Source organism: Arthrobacter sp. SD76, assembly GCF_049726125.1.
GTDB lineage: Bacteria > Actinomycetota > Actinomycetes > Actinomycetales > Micrococcaceae > Arthrobacter > Arthrobacter nitrophenolicus.
In genome coordinates this window covers 3,456,975-3,476,674 of the sequence record NZ_JBNBLR010000001.1, presented here as the reverse complement: position 1 = coordinate 3,476,674, position 19,700 = coordinate 3,456,975, and the positions used below count along the sequence as shown (strand labels likewise).

12 protein-coding genes and 7 pseudogenes are annotated in these 19,700 nt (G+C 69.2%); 6 read left to right on the top strand and 13 right to left on the bottom strand.

Annotated features, from left to right (window positions below; translation table 11 throughout):
* Positions 1-139 precede the first annotated feature (139 nt).
* A complete protein-coding gene (locus tag ACPEE0_RS16710) occupies positions 140-682 on the bottom strand; it encodes a hypothetical protein (protein ID WP_424574898.1) in 543 nt (180 codons plus the stop codon).
* A 102-nt stretch (positions 683-784) separates the two neighbouring features.
* A complete protein-coding gene (locus tag ACPEE0_RS16705; RefSeq protein ID WP_354176505.1) occupies positions 785-1,753 on the bottom strand; it encodes an RluA family pseudouridine synthase in 969 nt (322 codons plus the stop codon).
* 95 nt (positions 1,754-1,848) lie between these two features.
* Here ACPEE0_RS16705 and ACPEE0_RS16700 point away from each other — a divergent pair, with 95 nt between their 5' ends.
* Together ACPEE0_RS16700 and ACPEE0_RS16695 are read left to right on the top strand one after the other, a co-directional pair.
* A complete protein-coding gene (locus ACPEE0_RS16700; protein WP_009358676.1) occupies positions 1,849-2,472 on the top strand; it encodes a winged helix-turn-helix domain-containing protein in 624 nt (207 codons plus the stop codon).
* Complete coding sequence (locus ACPEE0_RS16695; RefSeq protein ID WP_424574897.1) at positions 2,465-3,157, top strand: SRPBCC family protein; 693 nt, start codon at positions 2,465-2,467, stop codon at positions 3,155-3,157. The genes ACPEE0_RS16700 and ACPEE0_RS16695 overlap by 8 nt, the downstream gene beginning before the upstream one ends.
* Before the next feature lie 22 nt (positions 3,158-3,179).
* Here ACPEE0_RS16695 and ACPEE0_RS16690 read toward each other — a convergent pair whose 3' ends face one another.
* Complete coding sequence (locus ACPEE0_RS16690; protein WP_424575295.1) at positions 3,180-3,842, bottom strand: TetR-like C-terminal domain-containing protein; 663 nt, start codon at positions 3,840-3,842, stop codon at positions 3,180-3,182.
* A gap of 107 nt (positions 3,843-3,949) precedes the next feature.
* Here ACPEE0_RS16690 and ACPEE0_RS16685 point away from each other — a divergent pair, with 107 nt between their 5' ends.
* Positions 3,950-4,474 (top strand): DUF4188 domain-containing protein, encoded by a 525-nt coding sequence (locus tag ACPEE0_RS16685; RefSeq protein WP_424574896.1) that lies wholly within the window; start codon positions 3,950-3,952, stop codon positions 4,472-4,474.
* A gap of 81 nt (positions 4,475-4,555) precedes the next feature.
* Here the strand turns inward: ACPEE0_RS16685 and ACPEE0_RS16680 are convergent.
* A pseudogene (locus tag ACPEE0_RS16680) lies at positions 4,556-6,129 on the bottom strand (PLP-dependent aminotransferase family protein).
* Positions 6,130-6,190: 61 nt separating this feature from the next.
* Between ACPEE0_RS16680 and ACPEE0_RS16675 the strand changes: the two are divergent.
* Positions 6,191-6,812 (top strand): annotated as a pseudogene (locus tag ACPEE0_RS16675) (YczE/YyaS/YitT family protein).
* 18 nt (positions 6,813-6,830) lie between these two features.
* Here the strand turns inward: ACPEE0_RS16675 and ACPEE0_RS16670 are convergent.
* The 4 pseudogenes from ACPEE0_RS16670 to ACPEE0_RS16655 form a co-directional block, all read right to left on the bottom strand.
* Positions 6,831-7,661, bottom strand: a pseudogene (locus ACPEE0_RS16670) (DNA-formamidopyrimidine glycosylase family protein).
* A pseudogene (locus ACPEE0_RS16665) lies at positions 7,654-8,228 on the bottom strand (Lhr family helicase); the annotation flags it as partial. The pseudogenes ACPEE0_RS16670 and ACPEE0_RS16665, both read right to left, overlap by 8 nt.
* A gap of 531 nt (positions 8,229-8,759) precedes the next feature.
* A pseudogene (locus ACPEE0_RS16660) lies at positions 8,760-12,888 on the bottom strand (DEAD/DEAH box helicase); the annotation flags it as partial.
* A 109-nt stretch (positions 12,889-12,997) separates the two neighbouring features.
* Positions 12,998-14,541: pseudogene (locus ACPEE0_RS16655) on the bottom strand (FAD-dependent oxidoreductase).
* A gap of 187 nt (positions 14,542-14,728) precedes the next feature.
* On the opposite strand from ACPEE0_RS16655, the pseudogene ACPEE0_RS16650 reads away from it, so the two are divergent.
* A pseudogene (locus ACPEE0_RS16650) lies at positions 14,729-15,191 on the top strand (DUF4383 domain-containing protein).
* A 116-nt stretch (positions 15,192-15,307) separates the two neighbouring features.
* Here the strand turns inward: ACPEE0_RS16650 and ACPEE0_RS16645 are convergent.
* The 5 genes from ACPEE0_RS16645 to ACPEE0_RS16625 form a co-directional block, all read right to left on the bottom strand.
* Positions 15,308-15,940 (bottom strand): DUF4232 domain-containing protein, encoded by a 633-nt coding sequence (locus ACPEE0_RS16645; RefSeq protein ID WP_424574895.1) that lies wholly within the window; start codon positions 15,938-15,940, stop codon positions 15,308-15,310.
* Positions 15,941-16,040: 100 nt separating this feature from the next.
* Positions 16,041-16,799, bottom strand: a complete 759-nt coding sequence (locus ACPEE0_RS16640) for a YcnI family protein (protein ID WP_424574894.1) — start codon at positions 16,797-16,799, stop codon at positions 16,041-16,043.
* 27 nt (positions 16,800-16,826) lie between these two features.
* Entirely contained in the window at positions 16,827-17,516 is a 690-nt protein-coding gene (locus ACPEE0_RS16635) for a hypothetical protein (RefSeq protein WP_424574893.1), read from the bottom strand.
* Between the two features lie 114 nt (positions 17,517-17,630).
* On the bottom strand, positions 17,631-18,704 hold the full coding sequence (locus ACPEE0_RS16630) for an NAD(P)H-dependent flavin oxidoreductase (protein ID WP_424574892.1): 1,074 nt from the start codon (positions 18,702-18,704) through the stop codon (positions 17,631-17,633).
* 116 nt (positions 18,705-18,820) lie between these two features.
* Positions 18,821-19,036 carry a hypothetical protein gene (locus ACPEE0_RS16625; RefSeq protein ID WP_424575294.1) on the bottom strand — a complete coding sequence of 72 codons (216 nt, stop codon included), beginning with the start codon at positions 19,034-19,036 and terminating at the stop codon, positions 18,821-18,823.
* 255 nt (positions 19,037-19,291) lie between these two features.
* On the opposite strand from ACPEE0_RS16625, the gene ACPEE0_RS16620 reads away from it, so the two are divergent.
* Positions 19,292-19,636, top strand: coding sequence for a hypothetical protein (locus ACPEE0_RS16620; RefSeq protein WP_009358690.1), 345 nt, complete (start codon positions 19,292-19,294; stop codon positions 19,634-19,636).
* The last annotated feature ends 64 nt before the right edge of the window (positions 19,637-19,700 follow it).

Genomic DNA, 19,700 nt, shown 5'->3' with positions numbered 1-19,700 from the left:
GCCGGTGGGGCCTCAACTCAGCCCGTGGGCCGCAGGGGACGGAACCGCCGCGTCCGCTTTCCGGCCGGGACGTGGCTCAAATGCCTGCCCGCCAGGAAGTACCAGTACGGCCAGGCGGTCCAGGCAACAGCCACCACAGTCACACCGGCACCGCCAACCCCGCGGCGGAGCCAGGCCGGAAGCTGCTCCGCGAAGGCAAGGCCTGCCACGGGCAGTGCCCCCAGAGGCCGGCCCCGATGGCGGTTCCCAGCCTGGCGAGGTCCTCGGGGTAGCCTTTCGACGAAAGCAGGGCACGGTTCGCGAGCAGGAGCCAGCCGCCCTGCACCGTCATCGCCGCCAGCGATATTGCTGTGGAGGGCTTGTACTCCAGTTTCCTGGCGATGAGGAGGAATGAGCTCGCGGAGCCGGCGGCGCAGGCTGCCGGCACCAGCCACTTGCCCGCGTCCGCGGCGCGGCCGGGCGGTATCCTGCGGTGGATCTGGAGGATGACGGGGATCACCGCCAGGCTGAAGACTCCGCCCACGGCGTCGTTGATGGTTCCGAAGACGAAGGGGCCGCCCTTGGGCACCTCCACGGCGTACATCGCCCCAAGGCTGGCGACGCCCATCACGCCGAGGCCGGCGGCGGCATACGCGAATTTGGCGGCCGTGCGGTCGCCCGGAATCTCGGTCATTCTGTCCATGATCGCCACGCTCCTTCACGGACTGGTCTACCCCTCATGGGACGCGGACGCCAGCTCCCGGACTGCCGTTCCCGCCCGGGGCAGCAAGTGGCGTGCCAGCAGTCAGGAGCGTGCCCGGACGGCCTCGCTGAGTTCCAGCCCGCTGCGGTACTCCACGGGCTTCCCGGAGACGGGGTCCACGAATTGGATGACACGGGCCAGGAGCTGGAGGGGCCTGGCGTAGTCGTCCGGGGCCTTGTCCAGCAGGTCCGGGTAGAAGGCGTCGTTGACGATTCCCAGTCCCAGGGACGCCATGTGCACCCGCAGCTGGTGCGTCTTGCCGGTGTGCGGTTCCAGCCGGTACCTGGCGAGCCGGCCGCCGCCCGTGGTGCCCGGAGCACCCGCCGCAGGGCCGCCGTCGAACGTTTCCAACCGCTCAATCCGCGTCTCGGCGTTGGGTTCGCCCTCAATAACCTCCGCGAGGAGGTAGCTGCGGGACTTGGTCATGCGGTTGCGGACCACCACTGGAAAGTCGACGGCGGGATGCCCGGGAGCAGGCTCGGCGGCGGACACGCACTCGTATTCCTTCTGGACCTGCCGCTTCTCGAAGAGCACCTGGTACCTGCCGCGGGTCTGCGGATTGGTGGAGAACAGCAGCACCCCGGCGGTCATCCGGTCCAGCCGGTGCATGGGAATGAGGTCCGGCAGGCCAAGCTGGTTGCGCAGCCGCACCAGGGCCGACTCCTGGATGTAGGTGCCGCCGGGGGTGGTGGGCAGGAAGTGGGGCTTGTCCACCACCAGCAGGTGCTCGTCCTGGTACAGGATGCCGATGTCCACGGGAATCCGGGTCTCCGGCGGGAGCGTGCGGTAGTACCAGATGAAGGTGTGGTCCTGCAAGGGGGTGCCGCGGTGCAGCGGAACACCTCCCTCGCCGACAATCTCGCCGGCGTCGAACCGGTTCTCGATGCCCTGCGGGTCGATGTGGCCCCACCGGTGCATCATGTAGTCCATTGCGGTCTCCCAGGGACCCTCCTCGGGGAGACGCAGGCGGGTGGCGTTGACGCCGTCGCGCACGGGGAGGGGGGATTGCATCACCGGTCCATTCTACTTTGCGGGGCCAGGCCCTGGCGCTTCCGACGACAAAAAAAATTCTTGACAATAAAATTTGTCGGTTGCAGGATGGAACCATGTTGGACATCGAAGTGATTGAGGACCCCGCGGCGGCCGAGGCGTCACTCGATCCCATCCGGACCCGGATCCTCCGGGAGCTGGGTACGCCCGGATCCGCCACGCAGCTGGCCGTGAAGGTGGGGCTGCCCCGGCAGAAGGTCAACTACCACCTCAAGGCCCTCGAGCGGCACGGACTCGTGGAGCTGGTGGAGGAGCGGCGCAAGGGCAACGTGACCGAGCGCGTCCTCCAGGCCACGGCCGCGTCCTACCTCATTTCACCCTCGGCGCTCGCCTCCGTTTCCCCGGACCCCCGCCGCTTCGCGGACCGGTTCTCGGCCTTCTGGCTGCTCGCCCTCGCCGGGCGGATGGTCCAGGAAGTGGGAAAGCTCATCGCCGGGGCCGCGGCCGCCCGCCAAAAGCTGGCAACGTTCGCCATCGACGGCGAGATCACCTTCCGCAGCGCGGCTGACCGTGCCGCCTTTGCCGAGGAGCTCGGCGTGGCGGTCACGCAGCTGGTGGACAAGTACCACGACGGCGGCGCCTCCTCCCGCGGCCGGCGGCACCGGCTGGTGGTGGCCCTGCACCCGGCACTCAAGACAACCAACCAGACCCCCTCAGGCAAGGAGCAGGACAATGACTGACAACCGCAACTTCGAGATCGTCTACGACACCGAACTGCCCGGCACACCGGAGCGGGTGTGGGAGGCCGTCACCACGGGAACCCCGGCATGGATGTTTCCCACGGACCAGTGGCCGGACGTCAAGACGGTGAACGAATACCCCGCCCATCTCGTGTCCCGGATGGACGGCCCCGACGGCTGGTTCAACCAGCTGGAGCACGTCCTGGAACCGCTCGAGGGCGGGCGCGCCCGGCTGCACTATGTCCACAGCGGCATCTTCGCGGACAACTGGGACGAGCAGTACGACGGCGCCAGCCGCCACACGGAGTTCTATCTGCACACCCTGGGCCAGTACCTGCAGCACTTCGACGGCAAGCCGGTGGTCTTCACCGATATCCAGGGGCCGGCCGCGTCCCAGGTCCCGGACGGGTTCGAGCGGCTCCGGAAGGCGCTGGGTGTGGAATCCGCACGGCAGGGTTCCGCCGTGGATGTGGAGCTCGACGGCGTGGGGCGGCTCACGGGCGAAGTGGACTTCGAGAACGAGCACTTCCTGGGCCTCCGCACCGCCGACGCGATGTACCGGTTCTTCGGCCGCAATGCCTGGGGCGCCCCCGTGGGGATGACCGTCCACGACTTCAGCGGAGCGGGGGACCCGGAGACCACCGCCAAGGCATGGAGCGGCTTCCTGGAGCGCGTGTACGCCTGAGTTGTCCTCGCTGGCCGACGCGCTAAACCGTGTTCGACGCGCACATTACCTGACGCGCCAATATTTGGCCTGCATCAGGTAATGTGCGCAGCGCGGGCGGATTTCCGGGTCGAAAAGTGGGTCGGTCAGGCGGCCCAGCCGCGGCCAATGGCGTCGAGGGCCAGGCGGTAGACGTCCTCCACGGAGCGTCCGGCGGGCCCATCTGGTCCAGTTCCAGGCTCATCAGCCCGTGGACCTGTGCCCAGATGGCCACGGCCACCAGCTCCGCCGGCGCCGCACGCAACGCGCCCGCGGCCTGCGCTGCGGAGACTGCCCCGATCAGCGGGTCCATCGCCCCGGCCGCGGCTTCCGGACTGGGCTTGCAGTCGGCGTAGGCAGCCATGGCTCCGCCGAACATCAGCCGGTACAGCGCGGGATGTTCCAGTGCCCAGGTCCGGTAGGCGATGCCAAGCCCCTGGAGGCCTCCGTGCGCCGCCTGCTCCTGGGACTCGCGGAAGGACCGGAATCCGTAGTCCATGACAGCGGTCAGCAGCTGGGACTTCCCGCCGAACAGCGCGTACACCGCGGTGGTGGACGTGCCCGCGGCGGCCGCCACGTCGCGGAGGGTTATCCGTGCCGGGCCCTCACGGTCCACGAGGCCGGCAGTCACTTCCAGCAGTTGCTGTTTGAGGGAATCGTCATGCATCACGGGCCTTGCCATGGAACCGATTGTCTCATAACGTTGTTACATAACAGTGTTATGAAACGTGGCCGGGCGTGAAATGCCCTGCGTTTCCCCACGAAGGAGCCCCCATGGCACAGGAAGTCTTCCCGGGCCGGTATACCGCCGACCCCGCCCGTGATTCCGTCACCGTGTTCCTGATCGGCATGCGGGCCAACCGCTGGTGGAAGATCCGGGCCGTGGCAAAGGTCGCCTCGGCGATGCCGCCGATGCTCCGGCACCTGGCGTCGGACCCGGGGTCCGGGATGCTTGGTTTTGAGCAGTGGCTGGGGCGGACCACGGTACTGCTCAGCTACTGGGAGAGCCCGGAGCATCTACGGAAGTTCGCGGCTGACCGGGAGGCCCCGCACCTGGAACCCTGGCGGCGTTTTATGAAGGAGATGGCTGGACGCGGCGACGTGGGCGTCTGGCACGAAACCTACCAGGTGCCCGCCGACGGGATCGAAGCGGTCTACAGCGGCATGCCGCTGTTGGGGCTGGCCAAAGCCACCAGCCATGTTCCCATCGGGCCCGGAACCAATACCGCAAAGCAGCGGATGGGCCGGGCTGCCGTGCGGGATGGCAAGGCGTTTGACCGGGCGGCAGCAGGAGCCTAACCGCTGCGTGCCCCCCGGATGGCACCAACTGTCGCTATGGGCGCCCACAACGGCGGTTGACGCTGCCTGGTTGTGTGGCGCTCAGGCAATCGCCGCCGCGGGGGCAGTGGTGAGGGTGCGCCGGAGCTGGGGAGCGGCGTTGAGCTTGTCCTGGGCGGCGCGCAATGCCAGCACCGCGGTTTCCAGCTGCTCAGGCGGCAGGGTGAAGGGCACCCGCAGGAACCGCTCGAACGCTCCGCCGATCCCGAACCGCGGCCCGGCGGCCAGCCGGATGCCGAACTCCGGCGCCAGGACCGTCAGCGCGGTGCTGGACGGTGCCGGCAGCCGACACCAGACGGACAGCCCGCCGGCGGGCGCGGGGGTCTCCCAGTCGGGCAGATGCCCGCGCAGCAGTTCAAGCAGGGCCGCCCTGTTGGTCCGCAGCGCCGCCAGCCGGGCGGGGAGCGGTTCGTCCAGGGCGCGGACCAGGTGCGCGGCCGCGAGCTGCTCCATGATCGGTCCGCCCAGGTCAATGGTGGTGCGCGCAGCCGCCAGCCGCCCGATCATCGGTTCCGAAGCACGGATCCAGCCGGTCCGCAGGCCGCCCCAGTGCGACTTGCTGAGTGAACCGATGCTGACCACGTGGGGGCTGAAGCCTGCCAGCGGGGTGGTGCTCACGCCGTCGAGGTTCAATTCGCGCAGCGTCTCATCCGCCACCAGGACCGTTCCGGCGGCAGCAGCTGCGCGGACCAGCCTCCGGCGCTGGGAATCGGGCATGGCCATGCCGGTGGGGTTGTGGAAGTCCGGCACCAGGTACGCGAGCTTGGGACGCTGCTGGGCGAGGGCAGTTTCCAGTGCCGGCAGGTCCCAGCCGCCGTGCGCAAAGGCAACGGGAACAGGCCGGCACCGGGCGGCCCGGATTGCATCCAGGGCGTTGGGGTAACTGGGGTGTTCCACCAGGACCCGGTCCTGGCGGTCCGCCAGGGTGCGGAGCACTATGGTCAGTGCGTGCTGGGCGCCCGACGTCACCATCACCTGCCCCGCATGCGTGGGCACGCCGGCGGCCGTGTACCTGTCAGCGATCGCCTGGCGGAGCGGAAGCAGGCCGATGGCGTCGTAGCCGAAGCCCGGCAGTAGGGCCGGAAGTTCGGTGAGTGCGGCGGCGAAGGCGCGGTGCACGAGTTCGCCGCTGGCCGGAAGGGCCGAGTACGCCAAATCCAGGACTCCCTCGGGCGCTGCCAGGCCCGGGGCGGACATGACCCCGGCCCCTGTCCCGCCCTGCCTTGTCCTGACTTGCCCTGTCCCGCCAGCTGCTGGTCCACCGACACCTGCTCCGCCGGCGCCTGCCCCGCTGGCTGCCTTGAGGTTGGCGGGGCCGAAATCGCCGGCCCGAACGGGTTCAGGTCGGGGATACGGGTCCTGCCGCGGCTGCCCTGCCCGCTGCTCAGGAACCCTTGTTCCCGGAGGCTCGTATAGGCGGCCGTGACGGTGGTGCGGCTGACGCCCAGCGCCGCGGACAGGGCGCGCTCGCTGGGCAGGGCAGTGTCCAGGGGCACCCGGCCGTCCAGGATGAGCAGCCGGAGCACATCTGCAAGTTCCCGGTACGCCGGCCCGGCCCCGCGGTTCCAAGGGCCCAAAAGGCGGGAGAGCGCTGCAGCATTCAGGGAAGGGGCCATAAAGCCAGTGTCTCAAACTGGCTATGTAATCAAAAGCCAGTTGCGTGGGAGGGTTGTTCCCATGATGACCCGCAGACTGATCCAGCTCTTCACCGGCCTCGCCATGTACGGCATTTCCCTCGCCATGTTCATCCGGGCCGGGCTTGGCCTGGACCCGTGGGACGTCTTCCACCAGGGCCTGGCGAACCGGACCGGGATGAGCATCGGCCTGGTGGTCATCATCGTGAGTTTCCTGGTGCTCCTGCTGTGGATCCCCCTGCGGCAGTGGCCCGGCTTCGGAACCCTGTGCAACGCCGTCCTGGTGGGCGTCTTCGCTGATATCGGACTGGCACTGATTCCCGCCGTGTCCCAGCTCCTCGGCCAGGTGGCGATGCTTGCCGGCGCTGTCCTGCTCAACGGCATCGCCTCCGCCTGCTACATCGGTGCCCGCTTTGGCCCCGGGGCCCGGGACGGGCTGATGACCGGACTTGCCAGGCGCACCGGCTGGTCCGTCCGCCTGTCCCGCACACTGATCGAGGTGACTGTCCTGGCCATCGGTTGGCTGCTGGGCGGTTCGGTGGGCGTGGGAACCGTTGTTTACGCGCTGGCCATCGGACCCCCTGGTGCAGCTGCTGCTGCCGCGGTTCATGGTTCCGGCTGCGCTGCCGCAGACTGCCGGTGCTGCTCCTGCCACCGTTTCCTGACCTCTTCCCGGGCGTGGATTACACCGGTTCCGGCTGGCACCGCGGGCAGAAGTAGATATCGCGTTCCTCGTCCCCGTTCGGCTTGCCCAGCAGTCCGCGCCGGACTGGGTCCCGCATTTCAGGCACGCCTGGTGCTCGCGGCGGTACACCCAGTAGCCCGGCCGGCCGGCCATCCGCCCCACGGGCATGCCGCGGGCGTTGAGGATGGTGACGCGGCGGCCGGGCCCGAGGTTTACCTCCAGCAGCTGCTTGGCGTCCGTCATCATGGTCCGTACGTCTGCCACCTCTGCTACGAGGGTGGCGGGGTGGACACCGGAGAGGAAGCAGGCCTCGCAGCGGTAGATGTTGCCGATGCCGGCGAGGTTCCGCTGGTCCAGGAGAGCAACCCCCACCGGAACATCAGGCGCCGAGCGGATCCGCCGCTCTGCCTCGTCCAGGTCCCAGTCCGGACCCAGGAGGTCCGGGCCGAGGAACCCCACAATGGAGTCCTCGTTGTCGGTGGCCACCACTTCCACGATGCCCAGGGAAAAGCCGACGGCGTCCGCGGCCGCCGTGCGCAGGACACACCGGGCCGTGTAGCCGGGTTTCCGCCACTTGCCGCCCGGAGGATAGATCTGCCAGGTGCCCTCCATCTTCAGGTGCGAATGGATGGTGAGCCGCTTGCCGTCGGGCCCCGCCACCCGCATCAGGAGGTGCTTGCCCCGGGGTACCACTTCGGCCACCGTCCACCCGGCAAGGTTGAGGGTGGCGAACCGGGGGACACGGAAGTCGGAGGCCAGAAGGGTCTGCCCGGCCAGGGCCTTGTGCAGCTGGTTCGGCTGCCCGCCAGACGGAATCACCCTCAGGCACGGATCCTCAGCCCCTTCGGGGTGGAGTAGGCTCCGGCGGAACTGAGGGCGGCCGCCACCGGGGTGTCCAGGATGCCGTGCCCGTTGACCTTTTCCATGATCAGCTTGTCCACCGCGCCACGGGTCACGACGCCCACCAAGGCGGCGCCGGCGGCGGACAGGACGGCGTCGTCGTCGCTGAAGGCCAGCAGGGTCTTGCCACCCCGTTCCACGTAGAGGACAAGTGCTCCGTCCACCAGGACCACCAGCGCCCCTGCCTTGCGGCCCGGGCGGTGGCCGGTTCCGGCGTCGTCCTGCAGGGCGGGCCAGGGAAGGGCCGCGCCGTAAGGGTTGGCGGGGTCCGTGGCGGCGAGTGCCAGGGCAACCGGATCCGGTGTGGCGAGCTGGGTGTCCTCGGCGTAGGAGCGCAGGCGGTCCACAGTGGCCGGCACGGCGAACTGGGCCGCCCCCAGATGCTCGATGAAGTAGCCCCGCCGGCAGCGCCCCGCTTCCTCCAGCCGTGCCAGCACCTTGTACATCAGGCCGAAACCCCCAGGATCTGCTCGGCCATAACCGAGCCCCTGGTGACAACGCCGTAGCGGTCCAGCAGGAGCTCGGCGGTGGCGCGGGCGTGGATGGTGGGATCGAGCTCCGGCTCCGGCAGCGCGGACCAGCGCCCGGCTGCCAGGGGTGGAGTTGCTGCGGCACCTGAGCCGCCGTAGCGCCCGCCGGCAAGGCCCGGCGACCCCATCAGCCCGGTGCCGTGTGAACGCCCCAGCCTGCTGAGCCGTGGCGCCCTTGCCCGCGGTGCGCGTGCCACCTGCCGGTGCGCCGTATGGCCGCCGGCGATCAGCGCACGGACGGGGGCGAAGGTGTCCCCGGTGATGCGGCCGGCCCACGCCAGCTCCCAGAGGGCTGTCACCACCTCCTGGTCACTGAGCACCGAATCCATGCCGCCCGCGATGTCCGTCAGCTGGCGGAAGAAATAGCCGCCGCCGTTGGCCCGGAGGTGGTCCAGCAGGCGTTGCCCGGCGTCACCCGGCTGGTACTCCGGAGCGGGGCTCAGGGTGAGCTCCGCCGAGTCCGCAAGGTGCAGGCTGATCCAGCCGTCATTTCCCGGCAGGGCTCCGGCCCCGGACCACAGGACCTCCCCGGTGGCCATCAGCTCGTCCAGCATCGCCGGCTGGTAGTTGGACACCCGGCTGGCAAGGATGAGCGGCTCCCACGCGGACGCGGGGACAGGCACCCCCGAAAGCTGGTCAATGGCGGTAACGATGCCGTCCAGGCCGCGGAGCGACGGCTGGCCACGACCGCCGCCCGGAACGCGGACGTGCTGCCAGGCAGGAAGGAACCGACCGTAGGCGGCGGCGTCCACCGGTTCCACTTCGGCCCGCAGCGCCGCCAGCGAACGGCGGCGGAGCTTGCGCAGCACCTCGGCGTCGCACCATTCGCTGACGGCGGCATGCGGGAGTTCCGGTGCTGCCTGCCCAACCGGCGGCAGGTGCGCTGCCTCGGCCGGCGACAGCTCCTCTTCCTCATCTTCGCCCGCAACATCAAGGTCGTCATCGCCTGCAAGAACATCAACGGCAAGCTCGTCGTCTGCAGCCTCGTCGGTGCCGGACCCAAGCGGTCCGCCGTCGAATTCTTCGGCGCCGGCACCCTCGATGCCCGCAGGCATGACGGCACTGCCCGGCTGGGCTGCACTGCCGGGCGGGGCCGCGTTCGGCCGGAACTCGCCCTCCACTACCCGTCCGTCCGCGGCGAGCCGCTTGAGGGCGGTTCCCACCACCGCCACGCCGAGTCCCAGCCGCGCTGCCGCTTCACCGGCCGTGAACGGGCCGTGGGTCCGGGCATAACGCGAGACGAGATCCCCGAGGGGATCGGCTACCGGCTCGATGAAGGCCAGGGGAACGCCCATGGGCAGCGGTACCCCGAGGGCATCCCGCAACCGGGCGGCGTCCTCGACGGCGGCGAACCGCTCCACCCCGCCGATGTTCACCTTGATGGCCCGGTTGGCGCGCTGCAGCGCTGCCAGGTGGGCTGTCGCGGATTCAATGCTGCCATGGGCTGCCTCGGGCGCAGGCCCGCCGCCGTCCAGTCCGGCCGCGAGCTCGGCGTCCGTCGGTTCAGCGTCACTATCCGCGGCAGCCGCGCCGGCGGCAACGTCCCCGGGTGCGTTGTCCTCGCCCTGAAGCCTGACCGCCACCTCGTCAGGCGTCAGCGGCCCGAGCAGCCGCAGCAGGTCCGCCACACCCTCGAGCCCCCGTGCCCTCCGGTCCGGGGCCAGCCGCTGAAGCTCCCGCTCCGTGGCTTCAATGACCCTTGCATCCAGCAGTTCCCGCAGTTCCACGCGGCCCAGCAGCTCGTTGAGGAGCGTGGAGTCCAGTGCCAGGGCCGCGGCCCGACGTTCCGCGAGGGGTGAATCGCCCTCATACAGGAACTGGGCCACATAACCGAACAGCAGGGACTTGGCGAACGGCGACGGCTGGGAGGTGGTGGTCTGCACGATCCGCAGTTCGCGCCGTTCCACGGAGGCGGCGATGTCTTTCAGGGCCGGGAGGTCGTAGACGTCCTGCAGGCACTCGCGCACCGTTTCCAGCACGATGGGGAACGTGGGGTATTTCCGGGCGACGTCCAGCAGCTGCGCCGAACGCTGCCTTTGCTGCCACAGCGGCTGCCGTTTCCCGGGCGTCTGGCGGGGGAGCAGGAGCGCCCGCGCAGCGCATTCCCGGAACCGCGACGCGAACAGTGCGCTGCCGCCCACCTCGGCCGTGACGATCTGTTCCAGCTCTTCGGGGTCGAAGAGGAACAGCTCGGCGCCCGGTGGCTCGTCCTCCATCATGGGCACGCGCAGCACAATGCCGTCGTCGGCCGCCATGGCGGAGCCGTCCAGCCCATACCGCTGGTGGAGCCGCTGCCCCACGGCGAGGGCCCAGGGTGCGTGCACGGGCATGCCGAACGGGCTGTGCAGGATGACCCGCCAGTCGCCCAGCTCGTCATGGAAGCGCTCCACCACCAGTGTGGTGTCGCTCGGCACCACCTCGGTGGCCTGCTTCTGCTCCGTGAGGTACTGGATCAGGTTGTTGGCGGCGAACTCGTCCAGCCCGCTTGCCTTGCAGCGCTCGGCGGCGGGCCCGGCGTCGGACGCTGACAACTCGCGGACGAACGCGCCCAGCGCACGGCCCAGGTCCACCGGCCGGCCCAGCGAATCACCCTTCCAGAACGGCAGCTTGCCCGGCTGGCCGAAAGCCGGCGATACCAGCACACGGTCGTGGGTGATGTCCTCGATCTTCCAGCTGGTGGCGCCCAGCGCGAAGACGTCTCCCACCCGGGACTCGTACACCATTTCCTCGTCCAGCTCGCCCACGCGCCGGCCGCCCTTGGGCGCCGGAGCGGGTTTGCCGTCACCGGCGGGGGAGGCGGAGCCTTCCACCTCGGTGCCGATGATGTACACGCCGAACAGGCCGCGGTCCGGGATGGTGCCGCCGGAAGTCACGGCCAGGCGCTGGGCGCCGGGCCTGCCCTCGATGGTCCCGGCGTTGCGGTCCCAGACAATCCGGGGCCTGAGCTCGGCGAATTCATCCGACGGGTAGCGCCCGGCCAGCAGGTCGAGGGTGGCCTCGAATGCCGAACGGGGGAGCGAAGCGAAGGGGGCGGAGCGTCGGACGGTGGCGAACCACTCCTCGACGTCGATGCTGCCCAGCGCGGCGGCCGCCACCGTCTGTTGGGCCAGGATGTCCAGGGGGTTGGCAGGGATGCTGAGGCGCTCGATCTTTCCGCCAAGCATCCGTTCCACGGTAATGGCTGTGTGGACGAGGTCTGCCCGGTGCTTGGGGAACAGGACAGCCCTGGGACACCTCGCCCACCTGGTGGCCGGCCCGCCCCACGCGCTGCAGGCCGCTGGCCACCGACGGCGGCGACTCCACCTGCACCACGAGGTCCACGGCTCCCATGTCGATGCCGAGTTCCAGGGACGAGGTGGCCACCACGCAGCGCAGCCGGCCGGACTTCAGGTCGTCCTCAATGAGGGCCCGCTGGTCCTTGGAAACCGAACCATGGTGCGCCCGCGCGAGCACGGGATCCGCACCAGCCGAGCTGCCCGCCTGCGCCATCATGTGCGCGGGCGTCGCAGTGGACGCGGGAACGCCCGACGCCGGAACGCCCGACGCCGGAACGCCCGACGGCGGGACCGCCGCCCCGGAGCCGGCAGCTTCCAGCCCTTCCGCCCCGGGATCGTCCCACCCGCCGCCGGCCGCCACCAGTTGCCGTTCGGCGTAGATCTCGTTGAGGCGGGCCGTCAGCCGCTCGGACAGGCGGCGGGAGTTGGCGAACACGATGGTTGATTGGTTGGCCAGCACCAGGTCAACAATCTTCTCCTCCACGTGCGGCCAGATGGAAGCCTGCGGCTGGAGCCCGGAAGCCGGGCCTGAATCGAAAGCCCCGGCGGCGCCCTGCAGATCGGACATGTCCTCTACCGGCACGGACACCGTGAGGTCCCAGTTCTTCTTCGCGGGCGGGGCAACGATTTCCACCGGCGCCGAACCCGCCAGGAACTGGGCCACCAGTTCCCGAGGCTCAACCGTGGCCGAGAGCCCGATCCGCTGGGCCGGCTTGGGCAGCAGGGCATCGAGCCGTTCGAGCGATACGGCAAGGTGCGCGCCGCGTTTGGTTCCGGCCACGGCATGGACCTCGTCAATGATGATGGTGTCCACCTCGGTGAGCGTCTCGCGGGCCCTGGAGGTAAGCATCAGGAACAGCGATTCCGGGGTGGTGATAAGGATGTCCGGCGGGTTGCTCAGCAGCGCACGGCGGTCCGCCGCGGTGGTGTCCCCGGACCTGACGCCCACCGTGATAAGGGGCGCCGGAAGGTCCAGGCGCTTGGCGGTCTGGGTGATGCCGATCAGCGGGGAACGCAGGTTGCGCTCGACGTCGACACCCAGGGCTTTCAGCGGCGAGATGTAGAGGACGCGGGTCTTGCGCTTCGGGGCCCGCGGCTTCCTGCCCTTCGCCGGGCGTGTGGACGCAGCCGCATCCTCGAAGCCCGGCAGCTCCGGGGCCGCCGCGGCGGAGCCCAGCAGCCTGTCCAGGGCCCACAGGAAAGCGGCGAGCGTCTTGCCGGAACCGGTGGGCGCCACCACCAGTGCGTGCGAACCGGAGGAGATGGCGTTCCAGGCCCCGGCCTGGGCAGGGGTGGGTTCGGAAAAAGCGCCCAGGAACCAGTCGCGGGTCGGCCTGCTGAACTGGGCCATGGGCGCAGCATCCGCCGGACGCCTGCCGCCCGGGGAGGGCTTTTCCTGGGTCATGCCTCCATCATGCCCAGGCCACCGACAGGACCGCCGGCGTCCCCGGAACCCGGGCTCAAGCCTTCCGGTCCTGCGGCAGGTCCCTGGTGGCCGGACCTTCCAGCAGCGTGCCGTCACTGCTGAAGCGGGAGCCGTGCAGGGGGCAGTCCCAGGTCCTTTCGTTGTCGTTCCAGTGCACGATGCCGCCCAGATGGGTGCAGACGGCCGACAGCTTGCAGGTGGTCCCGTCAACGGTGGAGACGGCCACGGGGCGGGTCCCTTCGCGGTACACCTTGCCCTCGCCCTCGGCGGGAACAACGGGCGCGGCCGCAGGAACATCCTTGCCCCGTTTCAGCGCCCTGGTGCCTTCCGTTTTCAGGCCTTTCGCCGCCAGTTGCCCCCATCCGGAGGCAAGCTTGGCTGCCACACCCGCGTTCAGGGCGACGGCGGAGAACGCTCCGGTGGGTGAGGTGACCCGGTGGTGGATGGTGTCCGCCCAGGGCACATTGCCGCCCAGGATGTCGGCGGAGATCGCCAGTGCTGCAGCGACGGCATTGGTCATGCCCCACTTGTTGTATCCGGTGCCGAAGTAGACATGCCCCCGGCCGCGGGGAAGCTTGCCGAAGAACGGCATCAGGTTGGTGGCCATATAGTCCTGCGCGGACCAGGCGTGCGTGGTCCTTGCCCCCGGATAGTGCTGGCGCGTCCAGTCGAGCAGCCCTTGCAGATGCGCCTTCTCGGACTCCGACCGGCCCACATGGTGGCCATGGCCGCCCACCAGCAGGAGCCTGCGGCCGTCGTGCTCGTAATCGCGCAGCGAGTGCGTGGGCTGTTCCACCGAGATGTACATCCCGGCCGGCGGCTCCTGCCCCTCCTGCAGCTCAAGGGCCGCGGCGTAGGACCGGCTGGGCTTCAGCTTGGCGAAGTACAGGCCGCGGTCCAGGACCGGGATGCCGGTGGCAAGCACCACCCGGTCCGCGCGCACGCTGCCCCGGCTGGTCCGCACCACCGACGGCTGGTCACCGGCGACGTCCCGCAGCCGCACGCCGCCCACTACCGTGCCGCCCCGGCCGCGGATGTCCGCCACCAGTGTGTCCACCACCTCCATGGGATGGATCTGCGCCTGGTCGGGGAGGCGGACGGCGCCGTGCACCGCGAACGGCAGGCCGGCGTCGCGCACGTATTCCATGGCCAGCCCCGCGGTGGTTCCGGCGCTCACCTCCTCGCGCAGCTTTTCCGTGCCCTGGGCCGTCGCCGCATAGGTGTAGGCGTCGCGGCGCTGGTACGCGACGCCGTGGTCGTCGAGGTAGCGCAGCAGCCAGGACTGGCCTTCGCGGTTGCCGTCAACGTAGGCCTGGACCTGCTTCGGGGAGTACTGGCGGGCGAGCTGGGACAGGAAGGTGCCCTGCAGCAGGGTCACCTTGGCCGTGGTGTTGCCGGTAGTGACGGCGCCCGGATGCCGCGCCTCAAGAACAGGACCTTCTGGCCGGAGCGGGCCAGCAGCAGCGCGGTGACCAGGCCGGTCAGCCCTGCGCCGGCCACCACAGTGTCGTACGTGGTGTCGGGTTCAAACGGATCGGAAGTGAAGGCCGCGCTGCGGTCCAACCAAATCGACGTCATGCCAACTCAACCTGCCTCCGGTCTCAGTGGCCTGGTGGGGCCAGTTTGTAATGGGTCCGTTATAGACCTGACCTATCAGTTCCGCAGTTGCTAAGTATACTTACTTTGTCGGGGTAGTCTATGGTCAGGCGCAGCCCGGCAGCCATGGAAACGAAAACGACAAACAGCAGGAGAAATCATGACAAGCATGAGTTCCGACGGTCGTACCGTAGGCCGGACCAACATTCAAAAAGCAGCCCTCGCCGTGGGAGCGGTCTTCCTCCTGGTGGGTGTGCTGGGCTTCATTCCTGGCATCACCACCAACTACGAGACCATGGGCTTCGCCGGACATGAATCCGGAGCCCTGCTGCTGGGCATCTTCCAGGTGTCTGTGCTGCACAACATCGTCCACCTGCTGTTCGGCGTGGCCGGCGTCGCCATGGCCCGCACCGCCGCGCAGTCAAAGAACTACCTGGTGATTGGCGGTGCCATCTACCTGGTCCTGTGGCTTTACGGTCTGCTGATCGGCCTGGACACCCCAGCCAACTTCGTCCCCGTCAACATGGCGGACAATTCGGCTGCACTTCATCCTGGGCGTTGCAATGCTTGGCCTGGGATTCGCGCTGTCCCGCGGCACTGCCCGCGCCGGCCGCCCCACAACGGCCCACTAACAGGTACCGAAACACCAGCCGCGCAGCCATAGGTTCGCGGCACAGATAAGAAACTGCAGGCGGTCCGGCACAAACCGGACCGCCTGCAGTCGTCAGTAGGGAAGCCCCAGGGGAGCCTACGCGGGCTGGAAGGCCCCGATGCTGAGCAGCGTGATGCCGGCGTTGCTGCATGCCTTGGTGGGCTGCGGCAGGAACAGCGAGGCAGTGTCCTCCGGCGGGTAGATACGGTAGCCGGCTGCGTCCACCATGGCGCAGTCCATGTAGTTTCCAGCCTGGGTGTAGCGCAGGACGGCGGTGCCGGTTTGGCCGGGTGCCAGGAGGACGTCCGTGACGGGCGTGGATTCGTCACGGGAGGCGGGCGCTCCGATGGGGGCGCCGGCGTTGTCTGCCGCCAGCGAGACCCCGGCGAAGCCCTTGAGCAGGCAGGGCTCCGTGCCGCTGTTGGTGAGGCTGAGCTTCATGTAAACACTGCCTGCAGCGCCGCCGCCGGATGCGTCGGTGGCCGCGGTCAGTCCTGCGGCCTTGCACAAGCCGAGGGCTGCAGGAGTGGACGTTGCCGGCGCGGTGGACGACGGCGGAGCGGACGACGGCGGCGCAGACGTTGCGCTCGGGCTGGGCGTGCCGGTACCCGGCGCCGTCGTGGTCGCCTGGGTCTGCGGCTGGCTTGGACCGCAGGCGGTGAGCAGAAGGGCAGCCGCTGCGGCCGCCGTCGACATGGCTATCCCCTGGAAGATTCTCTGAGACCTCATGGCACAACCTTCGCGGCAGCGCCTGCCGGCGTCAACGATGCCGCCGGTCTGGCGACTGTTTTGATGCCCGGATCGTGATGATCCGGGCATCAAACCCTGGCTACCTGCTGGCCGCGCCGTCCGTGGCCTTGCGCCGCGCGCCGCTCCGCAGCAGGGCTGCACCGCCCAGGACCAGCCCGCCCACGCCGGCAGCGAGGCCTGCCCAGCTGCGGGCTTCGGCTCCGCTGTCCGTGACCGCTGCGGCCTGCTCGGTTTCTCCGGCCCCCTCCTGCGTTGAGTGCGCCGCGACTTCCGTCCCGTGGCCGCCACCCTCAGCCGCCGTCACGGTGATGGACGGGGCCGGTGCCTCCAGGGAATGCGGATCCTCGCCGTCCTTCGCGATCTGGGACCAGTCGGTCTGGCCCGTCTCGCAGGTCTGGAGCGTGGGGAAGTGCAGCGTGCTGCCGGCCGCATCCGGGAGCTTCACGGACAGGACCAGTGCGTCACGGAGGTCGTGCGGCAGGGGTTCCTTGGCCGTGTAGACGATCCGGCTGGTCCGCTTGGTGATGGACGATCCGTCCGCGAGCTTTTTGGGCTCGGGGAGCGTCTCGGTCACCTTTTCCACCGTCCAGTTGGGGTTGACGGTGGGCTGGGCGTCGTTGAGTTCGGCGGGCAGCGTGATGGCCACTTTGGTGGTGCCCGATTCGTCACAGCCGTGGGGAATCCCGAAGGTCAGGAGGGCGTAGGAGTTGGCGTCGGTTTTGTCGGGCGTGACGCCGACATGTGCCGCGGCGCCGCCCGCCGCTGCGAGCATCAAGGCTGCCGCGCCGCCCGTGGCGGCGGCGGTGGTCAGGGTACGGCGAAAAATGGACGTGGTCATGGGGTTGCCTTTCTGGCGCACGCCCGGTCAGGGCGTGCAGAAGTTTGAAATGCCCCGCCGGCAGTGGATGCGGCGGCGTGGGTTTAGGAATAAAGCGCGACGGCGGAAGGCGGGCCGCGTCGGCTGTCCTGCCGCAGGTTCCGCCAGGGACGGCGGGGACGGCGGCAGGCGGGAAGACTGCGAAAACCGGGGAACGGCGTCGGGCGCCTCTGCACGGGGAAGCCCCGCGAGCGGACGAAGCCAGGCAGCCAGGGCCCACCACGCATCCTCGCCCTTGGCCAGCAACAGCGCGCAGCCCAGGGTGGCCAGAGCGTGTGCGGCCAGCATCAGCGGTGCCGAACCGGGATCGCCGGCGGGTGCGTGCCCGGCGACGGTGACCAGTTCGGGCAGCACCGGAGTGCCTCCGCCGTGCTGATGGCCGCAATGCAGGCTGGCCGGACCCAGTGCGAGGGCCGGGGCGCTGAATGCAGTGAACGCTTCATGCAGAGCCAGCTGCCCAGCACCAAGGAGCGCCCCCACAGCGGGAAAGGTGAGCCGCAGCCGGGTGGCGGCCGTGCTGGCGAGTCCGGTCAGGGCCAGGACCGCCAGCAGGATGCCGGGGGCCGGGAGGTGGCCGCCGCCCACCACGTGGGCTCCCGCCGCCAGGGTGAGGATCGCAGCGGCGAGGGCCGAGGAGCGGAGGAAGTGGAAGGGCGCGCGCGGCTTGTGTGACGGCACGGCTCCTCCTCTCCCCGTAGCGGTTGCCGGCGGTATCCCGGGCATGGTTCCGCCGGTCCAGATTCTATCGGTGATTGGCGCGCCGGCAGGTGCCGCTGCCTGCCGCCCGTCCTGCTATCCGACGCCTGCCAGCAGTTCAGCGAGGACATCCGCGGCGGTGTCGTGCCGGATCAGGGGAGCGGCCTGGCCGGCCCAGAGGGACATGAGTCCAATGTTCCCGCGGGAGGCGGCCTCCGGCCGGAAACGCCCTGTCAGCCAGTTCTGGATGGGGAACGGCGCGATGGACCGGGCATCGGCCAGGTCGGTGGTAACGCGGTTGGGGATGCCGCGGGCCAGCCTGCCGCTGAGGGCCCTGGTGAGGACCGTCCGGCCGGCCGACGGGCTGAAAAGCAGCGAACGGTAGGCGGGGACCGCCGCCGACTCGCGGGTGGCCAGGAACGCTGTCCCCACCTGCACGGCTTCCGCACCGAGGGCAAACGCAGCAGCAACCCCGCGCCGGTCGGCGATTCCGCCGGCAGCTATCACCGGGATCCGCACGGCGTCGGCAACCTGCGGGACCAGGGCAAAGGTCCCCACGAGCGATTCGTCTGCCGGCCGCAGGAAGGACACGCGGTGCCCGCCGGACTCCATGCCGCTGGCCACCACGGCGTCCACGCCGCCGGCCTCCAGCGCCACGGCCTCCTCCACGGTAGTGGCGGTGCCGAGCACCTTGATACCGCGCCGGTGGGCGTCCTCCACTACCTGGGGTGCGGGGACACCGAACACAAAGCTGACGACGGCGGGAGACGCTTCCAGCGTGGCCTCCACCTGTTCGCCGTAGTCAGGCAGGTACCGCGAGGGCATCTCCGGCAGCGGGATCCCGAGTTCCTCGAAGTACGGCTTCAGCAGACCTGTGAAACGGTCAAAATCGGCCTGGTCCACCGCCTCGGCTTCATCGCCCGTGGGGATCCACAGGTTGAGGGCGAACGGCCTGTCCGTTGCCTCGCGAAGGTCCGCCGCTGTCCTGCGGATGGCACCGCCGTCGTAGCCGTAGAAGCCGTAGGAACCCAGGCCGCCGCCGTCGCTCACTGCTGCCGTGAGCTGCACGGAGGAGACGCCGCCGAAGGGTCCAAGGACCACGGGCGCGTCGATGCCGAGAAGTTCGGTGATGGGGGTGCTGCGGAAAGCGGTGAAGTCCGGCGGGGTCATGGCTGTCTCCTGGCTGGTTGCCGTTGGCGGGTCCGTCCCTAGTCTTGCAAAACCTGGGTCTTGCAAAGCTGGGTCTTGCAAAACCAAGCTGCCGTTCCGGCCTTTTTATCGCGGCCCTACTGCGGTGCCGGTGACTCCACCAGGTCGTAGCCGTCCGAAATGTGGAACAGGCGGCGGCCACCGGCGGGGGCGATCACCCACACCACGTCGCCGTCTGCGGTGCGGGCATCCACGAGTCCCGCATGGATGCGGGCGCCGTTGCGCCGGAGTTCCACGGTGTCGCCAATTTCAACTTCGTCCCAGCGGGTGGGGCTCTTGACGCGGTTCGCCATTGAAGTCACGGGATTTTCCTTAGGTGGTTGGGCGGCTGTCCAGCCGTTCCTGCTATCAAACAGGCGCGGACCCGGTGGCTTCAATGGAGGACTGACCACGCCGGCCGCCGGCCGCTTGTGCAGCCCTCCAGCACAAGCGCTGGCCCTGGCCACGGTTCCGCCTTCCGGCCCGGGGCCTAAGCCGGGCACTGGGGGCGCAGCTGCGCGCGGCGTTAGACTGCGTTCGTAAGTGCCAGACGATCCAAGGAGATGTTCATGGACTACACCGGAAGCCAGTCGGAAAAGGTTGTTCCCGCTGGTGAGCTTGGCCGCAACCACATCGGCCAGACCATCAGCTTCCAGCCCAACGAATTCACAGTCGTCTTTGGGAAACTCGCCGGCGTCGCCCGGACGGAAGCGATGGTCTACCTTTCCCTGCAGGGGGTTGGAAACGGCACGCACCTGAAGGATGAATACGACCTGCCGCTCACCCATGACGTCTACGTGCCGGTGGACGTCATCACCAACGCCGAATCCACCATCAAGGACCTGTTCGGCAAGGTCCAGGAAAACCTCCGGGGCGCAGGCCACAAGGGCGAGGACCGCACAGACAAGCTGTAGCGACCCCCCCGAGCGTTGCGGACGGCGGCGGGATCTTCCCGCCGCCGTCCAGCCTGCCCGGCAC